This window comes from Flavobacterium sp. FlaQc-30, assembly GCF_044005885.1.
Lineage (GTDB): Bacteria > Bacteroidota > Bacteroidia > Flavobacteriales > Flavobacteriaceae > Flavobacterium.
Genome location: NZ_JBIPCO010000007.1, coordinates 99367 through 118990, shown reverse-complemented (window position 1 = coordinate 118990; position 19624 = coordinate 99367). Strand labels below are relative to the sequence as shown.

Below are 19624 nucleotides of genomic sequence, written 5' to 3'. Positions count from 1 at the left end.
TATGCATTTCCCCCGATCTTGTCATTTCGACGAAGGAGAAATCTTCGTTTGCAGAGCACGCTTTGCAGATCAATCTTTGCGGAGCTACTTGCGAAGATTTCTCCTCCGTCGAAATGACAAAACTGACGTGACAATCTTTGTGTTTGTGAGTGTGATTCCTCGTTCCTCGGAATGACAAACTCGACGTTATAAACTATAGACTAAGAACTAATTACTAGGAACTAATTACTATGAGCTAATCACTAATTACTAAATCGCTTTGTAACTAACTTTATACTCCACATTCGGTTTTACAATCAATTGATATTTATTTTTGGCTAATTCTGTAATTGTTCCAGAGTTTGTTTTGGGTTTGCTAGCACTTTCAAAAATCAATTTTCCTTCTCCTTCGCCTGCTTTTACTTTGATTTCTTTGGTACTGCAATACACGGCAACTTCTCCGTTTGGTGTTGGCACTTTTCCTTCCATCCATTTTAAACCACCAAGATTTGGTTTGATTTCATATTCTGAATAACCCGGAGCGGTTGGCTTTACGCCTAAATAGTATTTTCCTAGTAAATAAATCGGACTTGCACCCCAAGCGTGGCAAAGGCTTTTTCCATAAGGACGACCGTACATCGTTAAATGCTCCGTTCCTTTTTTGTTCGGATTGTATTCTTCCCAGAAAGAGGTTGCGCCCTCATTCAGCATTCCGCCCCAATAATCTTTCATTTCTTTTAAAACATAGTCTTGTTCACCCATCGCACACAATGCCTCCAACTCGTAAAAACGCATATATGGCGTTGTAATTTGAAGAACATCTTTATTAAGCAACACTTTATTTTTTACGCTTTGTTTTTGTTCTTCATTAAAATAATTAAAGAAAATACCGAACATATTAGCATATCTGGTTACAATATTTTGCATTTTACCGTCGATACGCTGGTGTTTCATCACGTTTTCTTTTTTATCCCAAAACACATCAAATAATTTTGTTTTTAAATCATCACCTAATTTTTGATATTGTTTTTGGTCTTCAGTTTTTCCAGCAATTTCAGCACTTACAGCCATAGCTTCTAAACTTCTGGCTAAAAGCATTTGCTCAAAACTAACTTCGCCTGTTTTTGGCAATCCGTCCGCCCAGTCGATGAAAACCCAATCACCTTCTAATGGCTCAAGGAATCCGTTTTTGTTTCTTCTTTCTAAACAGAAATCCATAAGTGATTTCATTCTCGGATAAAAAGTTTTAATGAATTTTGTATCGCCCGTGTGTAAGTAGTAATCGTAAACGCCTACAAACCAATACAACGAATAATCCATAATGATATTTACGTGAGCCGTTACAGGATCTTTTCCACGAAGTGCTAACATGGTTCGTTCTACCGAAGCCGAATCAAAAAACAAATAATAATTCATTAAATAACTTTGATAGGCATCGCCAGACCAAACCCAGCGGTCACGTTTAATTCCGTCGATAAAAAATTCACGAGACGTTAAATGCATTGTGTAAGCTGAGACATCCCAAATTTGATTCAATTGTTGATCAGAAGATTTGAATGCACCACGATAGTCTAATGGCAGATACTCATAAAGCATCGAAATCGAATCGTATTTTACTCCTGCATCTGCTTGAACCTGAACATAGCGGAATGCTTTCGACCCATCGTGTGTATAGGTTTCAGACTGTTTTCCATCAAAAGATAAATGGTCTAAAGTTTCGCATTTAGCAGAATCCAAAGCTTCTTCACGAGATTCCCCATAATACAATGCTAGTTTTCCTTTTCCTTTTAAACCATGAATTTTAATATAACCGAAAGTTTCTTTACCAAAATCTACTAATTGACCAGTTCCTATTTTTTCTGTTTTCTTTGCACTCAAAGGTTTGGTTGTTAATTTGAATTCTGAAGGTTTACTTTCTGGCGAATTAAAATTCCAAGAACCAACAGGAACCCACGGCGTGCCAGATTGTTGTGCTTTTCCAGTTTCATCAATCCAAAGTTTATCCTCATTGGTAACTTTCCAAGAGGCATCAGATTTAAGGTATTTTCCATTAATATAAATAGCTGGCAACACTTCTTGATTATACACTTTAAAGGAAATTTTGTGCTTTCCTGCAGGAACTGTAATTGATTTTGGCTGTCCGTAAATCTGAACGCCATCTAAAAGTAATTGAAAAGGTCCTTCTGAGAAAATTTCCACCTCATCTGGTTGTGGAATATCTACTTCTGCCTGAAAAGTGACCAAAGCATACGGACTGTAATATTGCCAAAGCGGCGGAAATACGGCTTCGCGTTCTGTACGTCTTACCTGCATTTTATTGCTTAACCAAACTTCAAAATCGCCTGGATACCAGATCCATGTCGCTTCTTTTGATTTTTCCTGTGCTGATAATAGCGAACAATAAAAAAGGCCAGCAAAAAGAAGTAAAGTCCTAAAAATAGAAAAGCGGTTTAGCATAGTTAGTATATTTAGGGACTAAAGATAAGTGTTATTTTTACATTTCACAACCTGTAGTATCCTGTTATTTTATAAAAAATTGCAATGTTTGATAATTTTTTAAGGGAAAAATTACGAGTTATCACTTTTTTAGTACTAAAAAAAATGATGTTACAATTTTAGAGGACACGGATGAGACGGATTTACTTCGTAAAGACGCGGATAAAAACGGATTTTTTCTTTTTTTACTCTTTTTTGTCATTCCTGTAAAACTTGGAATTTGCATATAGTTTTGTCATTTCGACTGAAAGGAGAAATCACACGCGAGGTTACGCAACGTATGTCGCCAATCTTTGTAGAATTACTAGTGTGATTTCTCCTTTCAGTCGAAATGACAATGATTGTGGTTATTCTAGATAAAACTAAAAAAATCCGTGCAAATCCGCGTCTTTACGAAGTAAATCCGTCTCATCTGCGTTCAATTTTATGCTCAAAAGCTAAGCAATCATTCTATCTGATTCATTTTCATCTTCTAAAATATAATTAGAAGGCGTTTTTCCTAAATGCTTTTTAAACATATAAATAAAGGCGCTTGTAGTTTCGTAACCTAAATTAAATGCAATTTCCTTTATGGATTGTTTTTCGCCTAAACGTTTTATAGCTTCGAGTAATTTTAAACGTGTGCGCCAGTCACTGAAATTCATTCCCAATTCTTTGATGAATAAACGCGATAAAGTCCTACTGCTCATAAACGAAAGTTCGGCGTAATAATCAATGGTGTTTTTGCTGGCAATATCTTCCATTAAAAGTTCGACTACTTTTTGCAATCTTTCGTGATTGGTTGTTGGCAAGAAAGTTGCACTTGGCTCAATTAAAGCTAATTCGTCTAAGAAAACTGCAATGATTCTTTTTTGTGGCGGAGTGAGATTTCCTTCTATTCCGAAAGAAATGATTTTGAAAACCAACTGCTTTAAAAACATCGGAATATCAAATGAAAAACTGCTTTCTGGCAATCCTTCCATTACAGACGGATCGATAAAAACGCTGTAATAATTAACGTCTTTCTGAAAAGTAACCTGATGTTCTACGCCACCCGGAAGCCACAAACCCTGCAGCGGATTCACAACCCAAATATGATTTCCAACGACAACGTTCATTACGCCGCGAGTTGCATAAATAAGCTGACCTCTTGGATGTGAGTGCGAAATACACATTTCATTGGTTACCATTTCGGTATAGCCAATAACAGGAATTGATGGATCTACTCTGTATCCATGTTCCTGCGCCATTCGATATGTCCGAATCTGGTTATTCATTGTCCAAATATAGCAATTCTGACATTAGTATTCTTTTAATCTTTGCAAAAAATAACACAATTGTTGTTTTAACACTAATTAAAATTAAAAAAGATAACGCATGGACACTATCAAAGCAAATCCTGATATAGTAAAAAAAACAACCTACTCGATCTTATTCATTATAAGTTTTTCTCATTTAATCAATGATCTTTTACAAGCTCTAGTTCCTTCAATATATCCTCTTTTGAAAGAAAATTTTAATCTAAGTTTTACTCAAATTGGTATTATCACTTTAACGTATCAATTGGTGGCGTCTATTTTACAACCATTTGTGGGCATGTACACTGATAAAAACTCAAGACCATATTCATTGATTATCGGAATGTGTTTTACAATGGTTGGACTTTTCTTTGTTTCTATCGCTTCGAGTTTTATCAATTTATTGTTATCAGTAAGTTTAATCGGAATTGGATCTTCTATTTTCCATCCTGAATCTTCTAGAGTAGCACACTTAGCTTCGGGCGGAAAAAGAGGTTTAGCACAATCTATTTTTCAATTGGGAGGAAATGCAGGAAGTGCAATTGGTCCTTTATTGGCAGCTTTTATTGTGATTCCACACGGGCAATCTTATATCGCTTGGTTTTGTATTATTGCATTAGTTGGTGTTTTTGCTTTGTATAAAATTGCGATTTGGTATACGGCACATTTATCTGAAAGAAATGCGAATAAAACTTCTCACCAAATCGAAACACATCATTTGTCTAAAAACCGAGTAATTGCTTCGTTGATTATTTTATTGGTCCTTATTTTTTCTAAATACTTCTATATGAGTAGTATTACAAGTTATTATACTTTCTTTTTGATTGATAAATTTCATATTACGATTCAGCAATCACAAGTCTATTTATTTTTATTCTCTGGCGCTGTTGCTGCAGGAACTTTAATTGGAGGACCAATTGGAGATCGATACGGTAGAAAATATGTAATCTGGGTTTCTATTTTGGGCGTTGCTCCGTTTACTTTGATGTTACCTTACGTTTCTTTATTCTGGGTTGGAACTTTATCTGTAATTATCGGATTGATTCTTTCTTCGGCATTTTCTGCGATTTTGGTTTATGCAACTGAATTATTGCCAGGAAAAGTCGGACTTGTAGCGGGTCTTTTCTTCGGATTTGCTTTCGGAATGGGCGGTTTAGGTTCTGCTATTTTAGGGAAAATTGCCGATGCTACAAGTATTGAATATGTATTTAAAATTTGTGCATTTCTGCCTTTAATTGGAGTTATTACTGGGTTCTTGCCTAATTTGGAGAAGAAAAAGAAAACTCAGGAATAATTTTTTAAACACATAGAAACATAGTATTTGGATTGTCTGAAAAAGGCATTTTCATTTGATAATAAAACACATAGTTTTCTAGATTGAAAGCTATGTGTTTTTTATTTAAAGGTTAGAAACTTTCAAAGTTTAGTTTTAAAATGAAGAGTTAATTGTGTCCAGCTTTAGCTGGATGAACAAATTATTAGGAAGCTCAAAAGGCTTTAGCCAAAATATCTACAGTTTGGCTAAAGCCTTTCTCTATTCTTAATTACGTACACCTCCAGTTAAAACTGGAGGCAACTCATAAAATAGCCTTGCTTTATTTACAATCTTTTTCAAAACATAGCGCATGGTTTCAACCACGGGAAACGTATTTTGGCAAACGTAATGTTATACATTTCGTCCCCGTGGTTGAAACCAAGGGTTATGTTTAAATAGATGATTTTTATTTTGTTTCAATTTCATTATTGGTTGTAATAATGATTTTATTTTGCTGATGTTCAATCGTTACGAAATTCCCGTAATGAAAACCAATTTTCTGAAGCCATTTTCCGCAAAGACGAATTTCTGGAAATATAACATATCGATGATAGGATCTTGCAATATATTTTGGCTGTATTTTTAATCGTCTTTTCGCTGATTGTTTCATTATATTTCTCTTTTTACGAAACAAAAATAGTAAAAATTATACTACAAATAATAATTACATATATATAAATTATAATTCTATGATGCTTTTGAGTAATAAAATTATATTTTTTATTATATTTAAAATGCATCATATTTGCATAATATAGCAATAAATCATCATTGTGTCGAAACTTAAGTTAAATAGAATAAAAGTTGTTTTAGTTGAAAACAACAGAAGTAGTAAGGAATTAGCCAATCATTTAGGTAAAACAGTTGCTACTGTTTCGCGTTGGTGTACAAATGAATATCAACCTTCTATTGAAACACTTTATGAGATTTCTAAATATTTGAAGGTTGATATTCGGGAGTTGTTGGTTTCGACTAAATAAAAAATGTTTTTATTCTAGGAAAAGAGATTTAAGAATATCCACAAAATTTAAATTCTATTAAAAAATACTTATTTAACTTTATTAATTATTGCAAATTAAATTTTGAATTTGACTTAACAAGCATCCTTATAAAAATCATTGTCAATCCAAAAATAAATTCAACTTCATGAATATTATTTAGATCTACATCATGTTTTACTTTATCATTTTGAAATCTAGTATAATATTCAAGTACTTTCTGAAAAGTATTTCTAATTTGTTTTCCAATTCCAAGTGCTTCTTGATATTCACTAATAGTAGAAGTTTGATTTTCCAAGCTTTTTTCATTACCTAATAATTCTTTAAGCAGTAGTTCTAATGACAACCTAAGATTATCCACAGAATCGCGTAAATCTTCTCCTTTTTGATAATATTCTGCTGCAATTTCAAATCTTGATTTTGCTTTAGGAAAGTATTCCATCCAATAAAAAGTTTCTGTTACTAAATCCTGTTTTTTTTATATTTTTAACTGAAAAATTGTTGATTTCTTTAAAATTTGAAAATTGTTCTAAATCGTCAAAAATAAATGGAGACTTAACATATTTTTGAACAAGCTCAATTTCTTTTAATTGTGATTTTCTCCAATCATTATATAGCTTCTTTTTATTTAATGGGAGAACCATTCCTTTTAGTTCTTCAAAATCAAAAATTTTAGCGTCTAGCTTCTGAATCAGAAGTTCTGTAAAAAGTTTTTTTCTAAAAAATATTATTTCAGAACTTAATCTTGCAGAAATCCCTTCTAAATCTATTTCAAGTTGTTCGAATTTTCCGCATTCAACAAAATCTTGGACAGTAATATTATAAGCAACACAAAAATTATCTATATCAGATTCACAACTAAAAAGATTAGGATTTGCAAGGATGATTTGTTTCTTTATGGCATCATCTGTTAATGATATTGTAAAACAATTTTCCTTTTCCTCATTTAGAAGATTCCAAATTTTATTACCCCAAGAATCAGTTAGAAAATTTGCTGCTAAAGAAATTTCTCCAAGTGTGTAATCTATAATATTTGTATAATAATTTCCTTGGTATAATTCATTTCGAATTTCTAAATTATTACTCTTTTTTTGAATAAAATTTTCTTTTATTTCGAGAGGTGAAATTTTTACATGAATTGGAATTATTGACATTCCTTTTATTGTATGTAACAGAATATTATTCTGGGAAACCTCCATTTGATTATAAATTACTTTAAAAGTCAAAGATTGGTTATCTAATCGAAATTTTTCCACTTTACTTGTTTTTAGATTTCTATTCGTTGCTTTAACAAACCTACAGTTTATTTTTTGATTCATTCAATAATATACAAAAAACGCCTTCTTTTTAAGAAAGCGTTTTTTGTATATAATATTTTATTGAATTGCCTAGTGCCCATTAAAAACCAAATACAAAACCAAAATCGTCAATCCCAACAACCCAAACAAAAGCTTTACCTTTTTACTAGTTTTAGGAATATCCCTTTCATCTGAAACATTAACTTCAGGATTTTTATCGGTTAAAGAAATAATAACAGCTGTAATTAAAAGCACAGCAAAAATGTAAAACGAAATCAATAAAAAGTGAGGCCAAACTGGATATTTATCAGCAGGGAAAATCCATAAATATAAAACCCCAACAAACAAACTAAAAGCAGAACCCCAAGAAAGTGTTGCATTTACGGCTTTTTTTGTAGTTCGTTTCCAAAAAACACTCAAAAGAAAAACAACAGATAACGAAGGTGCCAAGAAACCTAAAACCGCCTGAAAAATGTTGAATAAATTCTGTCCTTTGATATTGTCAATCGCAACGGCAATCAAAATCGCAAATACGCAACCTGCTGCAATCGTTAAACGACCAATTTTAATCTGATCCTGAATCGTCGCCGTCGGATTTATTTTCTTTACATAAATATCATTCGTAAAAACGGTACTTAAAGCGTTTAAAGAAGAACCAATAGTCCCCACTAAAACCGCAATCATCACGCAGATTACCAAACCGTTCATTCCGCTTGGGAAAAGATTTGTAACCATGGTCATATAAGCCAAATCAGAATTGCTTCCTAATTCAGGATATAACGCATAACACAAAATTCCAGGAAGAATAAACAACGGCAAAGCCATAACTTTCAGCCATCCAATAAAGTTTACTCCCAATTGTCCCTGTTCTAGGTTTTTCGCTCCCAAAACACTCTGCACCATCGATTGATCGGTACAGAAAAAAGCAACAGCAGCTACAGGATATCCTAACAAAATAGCAGGCCAAGGATAATGTACATCATCAGAAGGACGAACTAAATTCCAAAAGTTTGAAGGTGTTTTAGCAATTAAAACATCGATTCCACCTAGTTTTTGTAAACCTAAAAAGGAAAGAGTTAATGAAACGACAATCAGCAAAATCATCTGAAAAACATTCACTTTAGCAATTGCTTTCAATCCTCCAGCAAAAGTAAAAATTCCCGAAAATATCACTAAAACCGTAACGCTCTGCCACATCGGGATTCCCAAAATCTGGCGTACTAAAACGCCTCCGCTGAATAATCCTAAAGACAACCAGCTTACCAAGATTTTTACCAAAGCATACCAAGCTAAAATGTTTTGAGTACTGTCGCCATAGCGTTTTCCCATATATTCCGGCATTGTGCTTACTTTACTCGCAATATAACGTGGTGCAAAAACCATTGCCAAAAGCAATAAGAAAACAAAAGCGTACCATTCGAAATTTCCTGCAACAATTCCCGTAGCGTAACCAATACTCGCAAAAGCCAATAATGACGAAGGCCCAACATTGGTTCCCCACATATTAAATCCGATGCTGTACCAGTTTAAGGAGTTTCCAGCCAGAAAAAGCGTTTCGTTTTTCTTTCTCTGTTTCATACTTACCACATACCCAATGACCAATAAAGCCACTAAATAACCCGCAACAATTACAAAATCTAGCGTAGTTAATTTATCGTAGATACTGTTCATAGTCCGTATTCGTTAAGAATATCGGCAATTTTAACCGGCATTCCAGTTTGCAAAGATTTGTCCATTGCTTGTAATAAAGCTACCGTTCCAATTCCTTCTTCCATGTTTGGATAGGCTTCAAAACCTTGCTCAATGCTATCTGTAAAATATTCCAAATAATTCTGATATTCCCCGCCATGATGACTTTGTCCTTCAAAACGGAAATAATACTTTATCGTGCTGTCGCCCCAAGTAATTACTTTTTCTTCGCCCGTTTTATCTGTAACGGCATAACGCAATTCGTGGTAATCGGCTTGGCTTGCTCCTTCAGTAGCGCGTAGAATTGTACTCATGCCGCTGTCACGTTGCGCTGGCTGAGTTGGCGAAGTATAAACACCACTTACACGAGCTATTCTTCCATCGGTTGCTTTAAAAATAAAATGCATCGTATCTTCATTCTTCAATCCTGCCTTTTGTCCGTTACTGCTAATCATTCCGTAACCCATCACTTCCTGAATATTCGGCAAATACCATCTAATGAAATCTACAGGATGACTCAAACCTCCGTACAACCATTTAAATGACTGTAATAATGACCATTCTTTCTTTAAAAACCATCTGTGATCGGCATGATATTGTGCTTCAATTGTAATCAAATCACCTATTAAACCTGCTTCATAATCCGCTCTTTGTCTTTTTGCTGGTTCGAAAAAACGAGAACTTTGCCCGATAAAAACTTTCTTTCCTGTTGATTTGCTTAATTCTAAAAGCTCTTTTGCATCCGAAAGATCATCAATAAACGGTTTTGTACAAACAACGTGTTTTCCGTGCAATAAAGCTTGTTTCACATGTTGTGCATGAAGATGATCTGGCGTATAAATCGCAATAATATCAATTGAAGAATCATTTAATAAATCGTCGTAATTCGTTGTGTACGAATGAAAGTCGAATTCTTTTGCTCGCTGTTTACACAATTCTTCGTTTCGGTCGCATATTTTAACGAGTTCTAGTTTTGAACTTTCTATAGCAGCCGACATTGTGCTTCGTCCTTCTCCAAGTCCCAGAATGGCTATTTTTAACATGAGGTGTGGTTATTTTAGATTGTTGATTTTGTTTTTTTTTGCCACAGATTAAAAGGATTAAATGGATTTTTTAATCTGTGGCAAAATATTTTTTTCGCGTTTAAACCCGACAGGTTTTAAAAACCTGTCGGGTTCATTATGCGTATTATTTTTTTGCTTCTACTTCTACTTTATTCAAGAAAATCCAGGTTTCGTCTGGTTTTGCGCCTTCAATTCCTGATTGATATTTTTTCATTAAGGTGTTCCAATCGTCTACACGCGGATTATTTTCTGTGGTTTTTGGATTCAGCTTATCCAAACTTTCCCCTTTCGGAATACTGATTACCAAGATTAATTGTCTGTCTTTTTTGAAGACTTGTAATTGCTGAAAATCGGCGTTACAGAAACCTTTAGCAACTTCCGGCCATTTTTCGAATTGTATTTTGTGATACTCTACATATTCTTTTTGCAGTTTTTCATCGGCTGGAAGATTCGCTGTTAAAACAATATTTTCCCAATCTGATGCTGGTTTTGAATCTTTACATCTTTCGAAATTTTGGAAATCGTAAACCAAATCTTCATAGATTTTAATTTCTAAAGAAGGAAAAGCACCTGCCAGTTTTCGTTTTGTTCTTTCGGGCTGATTCATTTTTCCGTAAATCACCAAATGATTTTTCCATTGGTACAATTCCTGACCTACAATTCTAAAACCAGTTAAAGTCGATTTGATTTTTTCGATATCAAAATCAGAACCTATCAATTCGATTGCATACGGTTTTGGCATTTCCTGCAAGCCCCATTTTTCATCGATTACAACTTCTTTTTCTAAATCTTTGTAAGGCGCTCTAATTCCTGCTGCATCTTTTATTTTAGTGCTCACATACGGATCATTGTGTTCCCAGATATTTCCTTTTGGGCCGTTATGGTTTTTAAGGATTTTCTTTTCCGCAATCCAGTTGTTTTTAATAGTAAAACCTTCACTTCCTTCGTCGGTATACAAATACAACCATAAAAACGGATCGTGCGCATACGGACTGTTGTAAACCTTGTCAATATAATTTTCTTCAATTCGACTTCCTGGCTGAGCCGAAAGGGTGTAAATTCCAGCAACATCATGCAAGTGTTTCGCATAATGATGAATTTTATTTCCTAAAATTTTATTATTCTGCATTACGTTTGGCGTGTGTGTCCATCCCCAGCCCATTGCCATTCCGGAGTATGATACATCTGAAATTTCATTATGTTCAATTGTAATATTTCGAACAAAACCAGCGCTGATTCCTAAAGTTCCCCAATCTTCATTGGTTACGTTGGTGATTAAATTATCCGAAATTACTTCATCAGAACACATTTCTCTTTCATCTTTTATGATTAAAGGCAAATGTGCTTCAAAAGCTTCTTCAGAGAAAATTCCAACATTGATGGCGCTTCCGCCAATATCTTTAAATAAGTTTCCTTTTACAGTATTATGATTTGTTCCTTTATTTAAATCTAAACCAGTCGAGGCTAAATGCTCAAAACGACACGATTCAAACTGAATATTATTCGCATAATTTATTTCTACGGCAGCGCGAGGTCTTCCCACCCACGCCTGATTTTCTAAATTTGCCTGATTTGGTGTTCCCGGTTGTTTTAGTTTATAAGCGTCTAACAAATATAATCCTGACTGCAACGGAACATGACCTTGTTGTGAAGGACGAAGCCAATTGCTGTACTGAAATGAAATTCCTTTAAACTGAAAATGATGCACAGGAGAATCGATTGTTCCTTTTACTTCAACCAGATTTTCTAAAACAGGCGCAATTACAATTGCCGAATTAATATCTTCTCCAGCTCTCGGAATATAATAGATTTTAGCATTTTTCTTATCCAAATACCATTCTCCAGGTTCGTTTAGAAGTGAAAAAGCATTATTTAAGAAATAAGCCGAATTTCCGTTGTTTTTAGAAATCCACGGTGCTGGCCAAGGATGTTCGCTTTGGATTCGGCTTTCAGGTTCTTCAAATGAAAGTCTGGCGCTATCTTTCTGAACTTCGATATTTTTAATTCTAAGATTCGCATTTGACCACCATTGCACAATAAACATTTCCATTCCCGGTTCGAACTTAACCGATTTATCTTTAAACGGAATCCAGCAGGTTTGTTCCTCGTGATTCCATGATAAAATACGTTCCATTGTGGTTCCTGCAGTATTTTTGGCTCTAACGGCTTTTTTTCCGTTTACCCACAATTGTCTGTAATCAATAAAACTTCCTGCTTTTTTAGGAGCATCAGCTACCCAAACAGAGCCTTTTTTAAGTCCGTTGATAATGGTTGTCGATTTTGTCCAGTTTTTAATTTCAATTCCACCGCTTATAATTGGTTTTGCGTTTGCATCAGCCTCAATTATTGTCGGACTGTCCGCCGTTCCAGAATCTTCAGGACGCACAAATAAAGGCTCGTTTAAATAATACGTTCCATTCATTACTATGATTCGGATTCCGTCTTTTATTGATGGATCTTTTAAACGACGAAGTTCTCTGGCTTTTCGCATTGCCATGTGAACCGTTGCCAACGGATTTGATTTTGTTCCGAGGTTGGAATCATTTCCAGATGGTGAAACCCAAATTTCTGCAGCGTTTGCCGAAAAAATTGTAAATACCGTTAAAAAAACGATTAGTAATTTGTTGAAAGGAATTAAACGCATTATTTATAGTATTGATTTTTTTATTGGGATAAAATTATAAGGCATTAATTTAAAGTATTATTATTTTTACAAATAAATGTATTTTTAACACTTTTACCAAATAATTAGGACAATTTATAAGAATATAAAATGACAGGTATCCTGTACCCTCCTGTAACTAGGATAAATATCAGATTTTTGCTCTAGCTTTTAATCTAGAAATTCAAATGGAAATCTTAATCCATTTCCCATAAAAAAATCAAATTCATAAAAAATCTGTTATAATTAAATCAAAATTGTCGTTTGATAATATTTTTTTAATAGATTTGTGTAATCGATTACATTATTAAATTATAGTTTATAACGGATTTTTTTATTCATCAAATAAAAAAATAGCAGATAAAAAATCTAACCGACATCAAAAGTAAATTTTAACCATAATACAATTCTAATGAAAACTAACCTGACTAACCTTTTCTGTACAGTTTTGACCATTCTGGCAGCAAGTTTTTCTGTACCAGTTTTGGCGCAAAAAGCATCTGACACTTACAAAGACATTGAATTTAAAATGACCAAAATAAAAGAGCCGGTTATTCCTAAAAACAGTGTAAACATAAAAGATTTTGGTGCCGTAAACGGCGGTTATGTTTTAAACACTAAGGCTTTCGCCGATGCTATAGATGCGGTTTCAAAAAAAGGCGGCGGAAAAGTTATTATTCCTCCTGGAATCTGGCTTACAGGTCCAATTATTCTAAAAAGCAATATTGAATTACATGCTGAAAGAGGTGCGCTAATAAAATTTTCTACAGATAAATCTTTATATCCTATTATCGAAACTAATTTTGAAGGATTAAACACTTGGCGATGTATCTCTCCTATTTATGGCAAAAATCTTGAAAACATTGCTTTTACAGGAAATGGTGTTTGGGATGGTTCTGGAGAAGTTTGGAGACAAATTAAAAAGAGCAAATTAACTGAGAGCCAATGGAAAGAAGCAATTTCAAAAGGCGGTGTTTTAAATGCTCAAAAAACGAGCTGGTATCCATCAGAAATCTTTATGAATGCTTCTAAAGGCGCAGATCAAAACGTGCGCCCTGATTTAAAAACTAAAGAAGATTTTGAAAAAATTCATGACTTTTTACGACCTGTATTGGTGAGTATCCAAAACAGTAAAAGAGTTTTATTTGATGGTCCTGTTTTTCAAAATTCGCCAGCTTGGAATATTCACCCTTTTATGGTTGAAGATTTAATTGTGAGAAATGTAACGGTTCGTAACCCTTGGTATTCTCAAAACGGAGACGGTCTTGATATAGAATGCTGTAAAAATGTTTTGGTTGAAAATTCAAGTTTTGATGTTGGTGATGATGCCATTTGCATTAAATCAGGAAAAGATAAAGATGGTCGTGAAAGAGGTATTCCCAGCGAAAATATCATCGTAAGAAACAATATTGTATATCACGGACACGGTGGTGTAACGGTTGGAAGCGAGATGTCTGGCGGTGTAAAAAACCTGCATGTTTCAAATTGTACTTTTATGGGAACTGATGTTGGTTTACGTTTTAAAAGTGCACGCGGAAGAGGCGGTGTCGTAGAAAACGTATTTATTTCGGATGTTTATATGACCGATATTCCGTCGCAGGCTATTTCTTTCAATTTGTATTACGGAGGAAAATCGATAGCAGAAACTTTAGAAGAAGGCGGAGATAAAATCATTAATAAAGCAATGCCTATAACGGTTGAAACACCTCAGTTTAAAAATATTTCAATTAAAAATATTACGATCAAAGGTGCTCAGCAAGCGGTATTTTTACAAGGTCTACCTGAAATGAATTTAGAGAATATCGAAATTTCAAACTTGACAGTTACGGCTGAAAAAGGATTTTCGATTATTGACGCAAACGGAATCAAAATCACCAATGCAAAATTAGATATCGAAAACAGTAATGTATTTAAAGTTTACAATGTGAAAAATATGTCTTTAAAAAATGTCGAATTCAATTCTACATCGGCTAAAGCAGTAAATATAAATGGTGAAGGAAACGCAAATATTGAATTGGTTTCTTCTAAAAATTTAGATTTTTCAAAAACAACTACACTTGGAAGTGATGTTCCAAAAGGAGCTGTAAAATTTTAATCACGATTTCAAAATGAAATTTATCAATAGTTCAAAAGCAGTTGTTTTAAGTCTTTGTGTTTTCTCGTTTCTACATTCGAATGCACAAACTAACAAAGAGGAAAAATCAGTAATCAGTACAAAAGTTTTTACAGATGGGACCAATCATTGGTACCATATTAAAGACAAAACTAATATCGTAAATCCAATTCCGAATCAGCCGCAATATGCTGAAACGGATTACGCTAAAATTGCTGATAATATTTTGCTTTTTCAGCGTAATAATGGCGGATGGCCGAAGAATTACGATATGAAAGCAATTCTGACTCCAAAGCAAATTGATACAGTTATTGCAACCAAACCGATTCTGCATACTACTTTTGACAATGAAACGACTTACACGCACGTCAATTATCTAGCTCAGGTTTATACTTTGACTAAAGAAGCTAAATACAAAGACGGTGCGTTAAAAGGAATTGATTTTATTTTGGAAGCGCAATACGGCAACGGAGGCTGGCCTCAATATTTTCCTTTAGAAAAAGGTTACAGCCGACATATTACATTTAATGACGGTGCTTATATGGGCATTATGAATCTTTTGAAAAAGATCGTCAACAATGATCCTGATTTTGCATTTATTGATGCTAAAACCAGAAAAAAAGTGACCGTTTCGTATGAAAAAGGAATCGACTGTATTTTAAAAATGCAGATTAAAGAAGATGGAAAACTAACGGCTTGGTGCCAGCAGCATGATGAAATTACACTTCTACCAGCATGGGCACGAAAGTTCGAACCGCCAAGTATCTGTAATGCAGAAAGTGTTGATGTAGTATTGTTTTTAATGGCAATCGATAATCCGAATGAGAAAATAATCAACTCTATTCAGGGAGCTGTAAAATGGTTTCAGGATTCTAAAATATACAATACCAGAGTCGAAAGTTTTCAGGCTCCGGAAATGGACTCTAAATACAAGAAAATCACCAACGATGTGCGTGTTGTAACTGATTCTACTGCACCGCCAATCTGGACGAGATATTATGAATTAGGAACTCACAAACCTTTATTCTGCGATAGAGACAGTCAATTTTTGTATTCATTGACAGAAGTAAGCCGAGAACGCAGAAGCGGTTACGCATGGTATACAGATAAACCTGAAAAAGCATTAAAAAAGTATCCCGCTTGGCAGAAGAAATGGGGCGCAGGAAATGATGTTTTGAAGAATTAGAAATAGTTTGTCATTTCGACCGAAGGGAGAAATCGCACAAGGAACTCCACAAAGAGAATCGCTAATCTTTGTAGACAAACTAGTGTGATTTCTCCCTTCAGTCGAAATGACATACTACGACGAGATTAATCTAATTTCTCGTTTAAATCCATAGCCCGTGGTTTCAACCACGGTGACGCAATATTGTAACGTCTCGTATTGTTTTCCCGTGGTTGAAACCACGGGCTATGTTTTACAAATTTGCGAACAAAAATCTGCAAATTTTGCAGAAAAATATATTCAGCCACAGATTTCAAAAAAAAATGGACGGACTTTGACAGTAAATTGCTAACATAAATGAATTGCGTCCATCTTTAGATGGATGTTAATAATTAAGATTATGATTAGGCTTTAGCCAAAATTCATAAGTTTGGCTAAAGCCCTTAATCAACAGCTTTCATTTTATTCCTCCAGTTAAAACTGGAGGCTATTCAATTATTTCAAACATGACTTCAAAAGAGTTAGATAGAATTAAGGGATTAAAATGATTAAAAAAATCTATGAAAATCCTTTAATCTGTGGCTGAAAAATTACTCTTTTAAATTATAAAACGCATTTGCATTTTCAAACCAAATCTTATTTTGATCTTCGATAGAAAACTTCGAAATATAATCTTCTAAAGTTTTTACAACCTCATTATAATCAGACGCAATATTCAGAACCGGCCAATCTGAGCCGTATAGTATTTTATCTGTTGAGAAATTTTCAAAAATCACATCCAAATACGGCTTTAAATCCTCTGGTGTCCAGTTTTCCCAATCGGCTTCGGTGACCATTCCTGAGATCTTACACCATACATTATCGTATTTAGCTATTTCTTCGATTCCTTTTTTCCACGAATCAATACTTCCTGCTTTAATATCTGGTTTAGCAATATGATCGATTACAAACTTTTGGTTCGGAAAATCTTTTACCAAACTTATTGCTGCGGGTAACTGACGATGAAAAATCAGAATATCATACGTAAAATTAAACTCTTTTAAAGCCAAAATTCCGTTGCGAAAATCTTCTCTAAACATAAAATCATCAGCTTCGCCTTGTACAACGTGTCGGAATCCTTTAATTGTTTTATTCGAAGAAAAATGACGTAAACGTTCTGAAATATTATCTGCACGAAGATCAACCCAGCCCACGATTCCTTTTATAAAATCATTTTTAGATGCCAAATCCACAAGAAAATTAGTTTCGTCTTCAGATTGACTTGCTTGCACTGCTACGCAATCTGAAAACTTATTTTCTGTTAGCAATGGCAATAAATCTTCTGGCAGGAAATCTCTTTGAATATCTGACATACTTTCGTCAATCCAGCTGTCTCTAACGGGATCAAATTTCCAAAAATGCTGATGAGAATCAATTCTATTATTCATTTTGAATTAGTTTACATCGTTGATTAAAGCACGATCTAAATGTACGTAACCACCATCTACAAAAACAAATTGTCCTGTTGTATGCGAGGAACGATCAGAAATAATGAAAAGCGCTGTATCTGCAATTTCCTCAGTTTTGGTCATTCTGCCTTCAAATGGAATGCTTTTGTTGATTTTCTTTAAAACAGTTTCTCCATCTTCCAACGTTTTAATCCAATCTTCGTATGCGGGCGTATAACTTTCAGCAATAATAATAGCATTCGAACGGATTCCGAATTGAATTAAATCTACCGCCCATTCTCTTGTAAGTCCTAAAACGCCGCCTTTTGCAGCAGCATAACCTGAAGTTCCGCCTTGTCCCGTTAAAGCTACTTTTGAACCAATATTCAGGATATTTCCTTTTGATTCTTTTAAGTATGGAAGCGCATATTTAACCAGTAAAAAATAACTTACTACATTTAGTTTTAAAGAATTCATAAATTCCTCGTAAGAAGCGTCTAAACCTGCACCATCATTTACACCAACATTATTGATAACAGCGTCGATTCGTCCGTATTTTGCCACGATTGTTTTCACAGCATTTTCGATTTCCACAGGATCAGTTACATCCGTCTGTACAAATAAAGAATCGATTCCCTTTTTTTGAAGCTTTTCCGCGTAAGCGAAACCTCTTGCATTTCGATCTACTAAAACCGGAATAGCTCCTTCATCTGCAATTCGGTTAATGATTGTTTCTCCAATACTGCCTTCTTTTCCAGCAGAACCAGAAACGACAATTATCTTATTTTTTAAATTTAAATCCATTTTTGTGGGTATTTAAAGTTATATTTTTCCTCATTTTTGTCATTACGACGAAGGAGAAATCTCCACGAGTAGCTCCACCAAGAAATTCGCCAATCTTTACTGAGTTTCTTACGAAGATTTCTCCTTCGTCGAAATGACAAACAGTACTTTACAATATACTCTTAGTCTATTTCAATCAACGCCTTAATCACATTATTCTTCGGATCAATCAACTTCCCAAAATCAGTAATCATTTCTGAGAAACTCGTTCTATGTGTAATGTATTTTTTAGGATCAATTTTACCTTCTTTCAAGCATTTCATTACATATTCAAAATCTTCAATAGTGGCATTTCTGCTGCTCATTAAAGTAGATTCTCTCTTATGAAAATCAGGATGGCTGAAACTTAATTCTCCTTTTTGAAGTCCAACTAAAACAAATCTTCCGCCATGCGAGATATAATTGAAAGCACTGTTCATTACTTTCTGATTTCCAGTTGCGTCAATCACAACATTCGCCATATCACCATTTGTTAATTCAGCCAATTTAGCAGTTACATCATCGTTTAACGGATTAATGGTTTCATCCGCGTTCAATTCGGTTTTACAGAAATTTAATCGGTAATCATTGATATCCATTACGATCACTTTTGCTCCGGCAATTTTTGCGAACTGAATCAATCCAATTCCAATTGGTCCTGCTCCCATTACCAAAACAGTATCTGTTGATTTCACAGCCGCTCTTCGTACTCCGTGCGCCGCAATTGCCAATGGCTCGACCAAAGCCAGTTCATCGTAATCTAATCCTTGACCGTGAAGTAAATACTGCTCCGGAATCGTTACATATTCAGCCATTCCGCCGTCAATATGAACTCCAAAAACCTTAATATTTACACAGCAGTTTGTTAATCCGTTTCGGCACGCAACACATTTTCCACAATTGAAATACGGAATAAAAGTTACTTTATCTCCTGGTATAAAACCTGCAGCATTTCCTTTTACATATTCTGCTGCCAATTCGTGCCCTAAAACTCTAGGATATTCAAAATACGGCTGCGTCCCTCCAAAAGCGTGAATATCAGTTCCGCAGATTCCAATTCTTTTTATTTTCAATAAAACTTCACCTTCTTTTGGTTCTGGAATACTGGTTTCCTTTAATAGAAATTCCTGAGGTTTTTCGCAAACTATATATTTCATTTTTTTGTTTTGTTTTTCTAATTAGACGCGGATGATACAGATTCGCTATCGCGAAGACACGGATGGGACGGATTTTTATTAATTTTCTTAAATATAAAATCCGTTTAAATCCGCGTTTTTACGAAGTAAATCCGTTTTATCCGCGTCACAATAATAGATAGT

At 34.3% G+C, this 19624-nt stretch carries 15 protein-coding genes; 4 read left to right on the top strand and 11 right to left on the bottom strand.

Going from position 1 to position 19624, the window contains the following annotated elements:
* Nucleotides 1-249: 249 nt before the first annotated feature.
* On the bottom strand, nucleotides 250-2436 hold the full coding sequence (locus ACHRV0_RS16160; RefSeq protein WP_395441591.1) for an alpha-rhamnosidase: 2187 nt from the start codon (nucleotides 2434-2436) through the stop codon (nucleotides 250-252).
* Between the two features lie 476 nt (nucleotides 2437-2912).
* Nucleotides 2913-3731: an AraC family transcriptional regulator gene (locus tag ACHRV0_RS16155; RefSeq protein WP_395441590.1), complete on the bottom strand. Its 819-nt coding sequence runs from the start codon at nucleotides 3729-3731 to the stop codon at nucleotides 2913-2915.
* A gap of 100 nt (nucleotides 3732-3831) precedes the next feature.
* On the opposite strand from ACHRV0_RS16155, the gene ACHRV0_RS16150 reads away from it, so the two are divergent.
* On the top strand, nucleotides 3832-5046 hold the full coding sequence (locus ACHRV0_RS16150) for an MFS transporter (RefSeq protein WP_395441589.1): 1215 nt from the start codon (nucleotides 3832-3834) through the stop codon (nucleotides 5044-5046).
* Between the two features lie 427 nt (nucleotides 5047-5473).
* On the opposite strand, the gene ACHRV0_RS16145 is transcribed toward ACHRV0_RS16150, so the two are convergent.
* Nucleotides 5474-5677 (bottom strand): SymE family type I addiction module toxin, encoded by a 204-nt coding sequence (locus ACHRV0_RS16145; protein ID WP_395441588.1) that lies wholly within the window; start codon nucleotides 5675-5677, stop codon nucleotides 5474-5476.
* Between the two features lie 163 nt (nucleotides 5678-5840).
* On the opposite strand from ACHRV0_RS16145, the gene ACHRV0_RS16140 reads away from it, so the two are divergent.
* The gene (locus ACHRV0_RS16140; protein ID WP_395441587.1) at nucleotides 5841-6047 is read left to right on the top strand and encodes a helix-turn-helix transcriptional regulator; all 207 of its coding nucleotides are present in this window, start codon (nucleotides 5841-5843) and stop codon (nucleotides 6045-6047) included.
* Nucleotides 6048-6132: 85 nt separating this feature from the next.
* Here the strand turns inward: ACHRV0_RS16140 and ACHRV0_RS16135 are convergent, their stop codons facing one another.
* The 5 genes from ACHRV0_RS16135 to ACHRV0_RS16115 all read right to left on the bottom strand — a co-directional run bounded on the left by ACHRV0_RS16135 (nucleotide 6133) and on the right by ACHRV0_RS16115 (nucleotide 12760).
* Entirely contained in the window at nucleotides 6133-6507 is a 375-nt protein-coding gene (locus ACHRV0_RS16135) for a hypothetical protein (protein ID WP_395441586.1), read from the bottom strand.
* A complete protein-coding gene (locus ACHRV0_RS16130; RefSeq protein WP_395441585.1) occupies nucleotides 6491-7321 on the bottom strand; it encodes a hypothetical protein in 831 nt (276 codons plus the stop codon). Before ACHRV0_RS16130 ends, ACHRV0_RS16135 begins: the two co-directional genes overlap by 17 nt.
* Before the next feature lie 132 nt (nucleotides 7322-7453).
* A complete protein-coding gene (locus tag ACHRV0_RS16125; protein WP_395441584.1) occupies nucleotides 7454-9034 on the bottom strand; it encodes a sodium:solute symporter in 1581 nt (526 codons plus the stop codon).
* The gene (locus ACHRV0_RS16120) at nucleotides 9031-10095 is read right to left on the bottom strand and encodes a Gfo/Idh/MocA family protein (protein WP_395441583.1); all 1065 of its coding nucleotides are present in this window, start codon (nucleotides 10093-10095) and stop codon (nucleotides 9031-9033) included. Before ACHRV0_RS16120 ends, ACHRV0_RS16125 begins: the two co-directional genes overlap by 4 nt.
* A gap of 145 nt (nucleotides 10096-10240) precedes the next feature.
* Nucleotides 10241-12760, bottom strand: a complete 2520-nt coding sequence (locus ACHRV0_RS16115; protein ID WP_395441582.1) for a right-handed parallel beta-helix repeat-containing protein — start codon at nucleotides 12758-12760, stop codon at nucleotides 10241-10243.
* Nucleotides 12761-13190: 430 nt separating this feature from the next.
* Between ACHRV0_RS16115 and ACHRV0_RS16110 the strand changes: the two genes are divergently transcribed.
* Both ACHRV0_RS16110 and pelA read left to right on the top strand, forming a co-directional pair.
* Nucleotides 13191-14873, top strand: a complete 1683-nt coding sequence (locus ACHRV0_RS16110; RefSeq protein WP_395441581.1) for a glycoside hydrolase family 28 protein — start codon at nucleotides 13191-13193, stop codon at nucleotides 14871-14873.
* 13 nt (nucleotides 14874-14886) lie between these two features.
* The gene (gene pelA / locus ACHRV0_RS16105) at nucleotides 14887-16077 is read left to right on the top strand and encodes a pectate lyase (protein WP_395441580.1); all 1191 of its coding nucleotides are present in this window, start codon (nucleotides 14887-14889) and stop codon (nucleotides 16075-16077) included.
* A 569-nt stretch (nucleotides 16078-16646) separates the two neighbouring features.
* On the opposite strand, the gene ACHRV0_RS16100 is transcribed toward pelA, so the two are convergent.
* The 3 genes from ACHRV0_RS16100 to ACHRV0_RS16090 all read right to left on the bottom strand — a co-directional run bounded on the left by ACHRV0_RS16100 (nucleotide 16647) and on the right by ACHRV0_RS16090 (nucleotide 19462).
* Nucleotides 16647-17483, bottom strand: a complete 837-nt coding sequence (locus tag ACHRV0_RS16100) for an amidohydrolase family protein (protein WP_395441579.1) — start codon at nucleotides 17481-17483, stop codon at nucleotides 16647-16649.
* 6 nt (nucleotides 17484-17489) lie between these two features.
* Nucleotides 17490-18287, bottom strand: a complete 798-nt coding sequence (locus ACHRV0_RS16095) for an SDR family oxidoreductase (protein WP_395441578.1) — start codon at nucleotides 18285-18287, stop codon at nucleotides 17490-17492.
* 161 nt (nucleotides 18288-18448) lie between these two features.
* The gene (locus tag ACHRV0_RS16090; RefSeq protein ID WP_395441577.1) at nucleotides 18449-19462 is read right to left on the bottom strand and encodes a zinc-binding alcohol dehydrogenase family protein; all 1014 of its coding nucleotides are present in this window, start codon (nucleotides 19460-19462) and stop codon (nucleotides 18449-18451) included.
* Nucleotides 19463-19624: the final 162 nt, after the last annotated feature.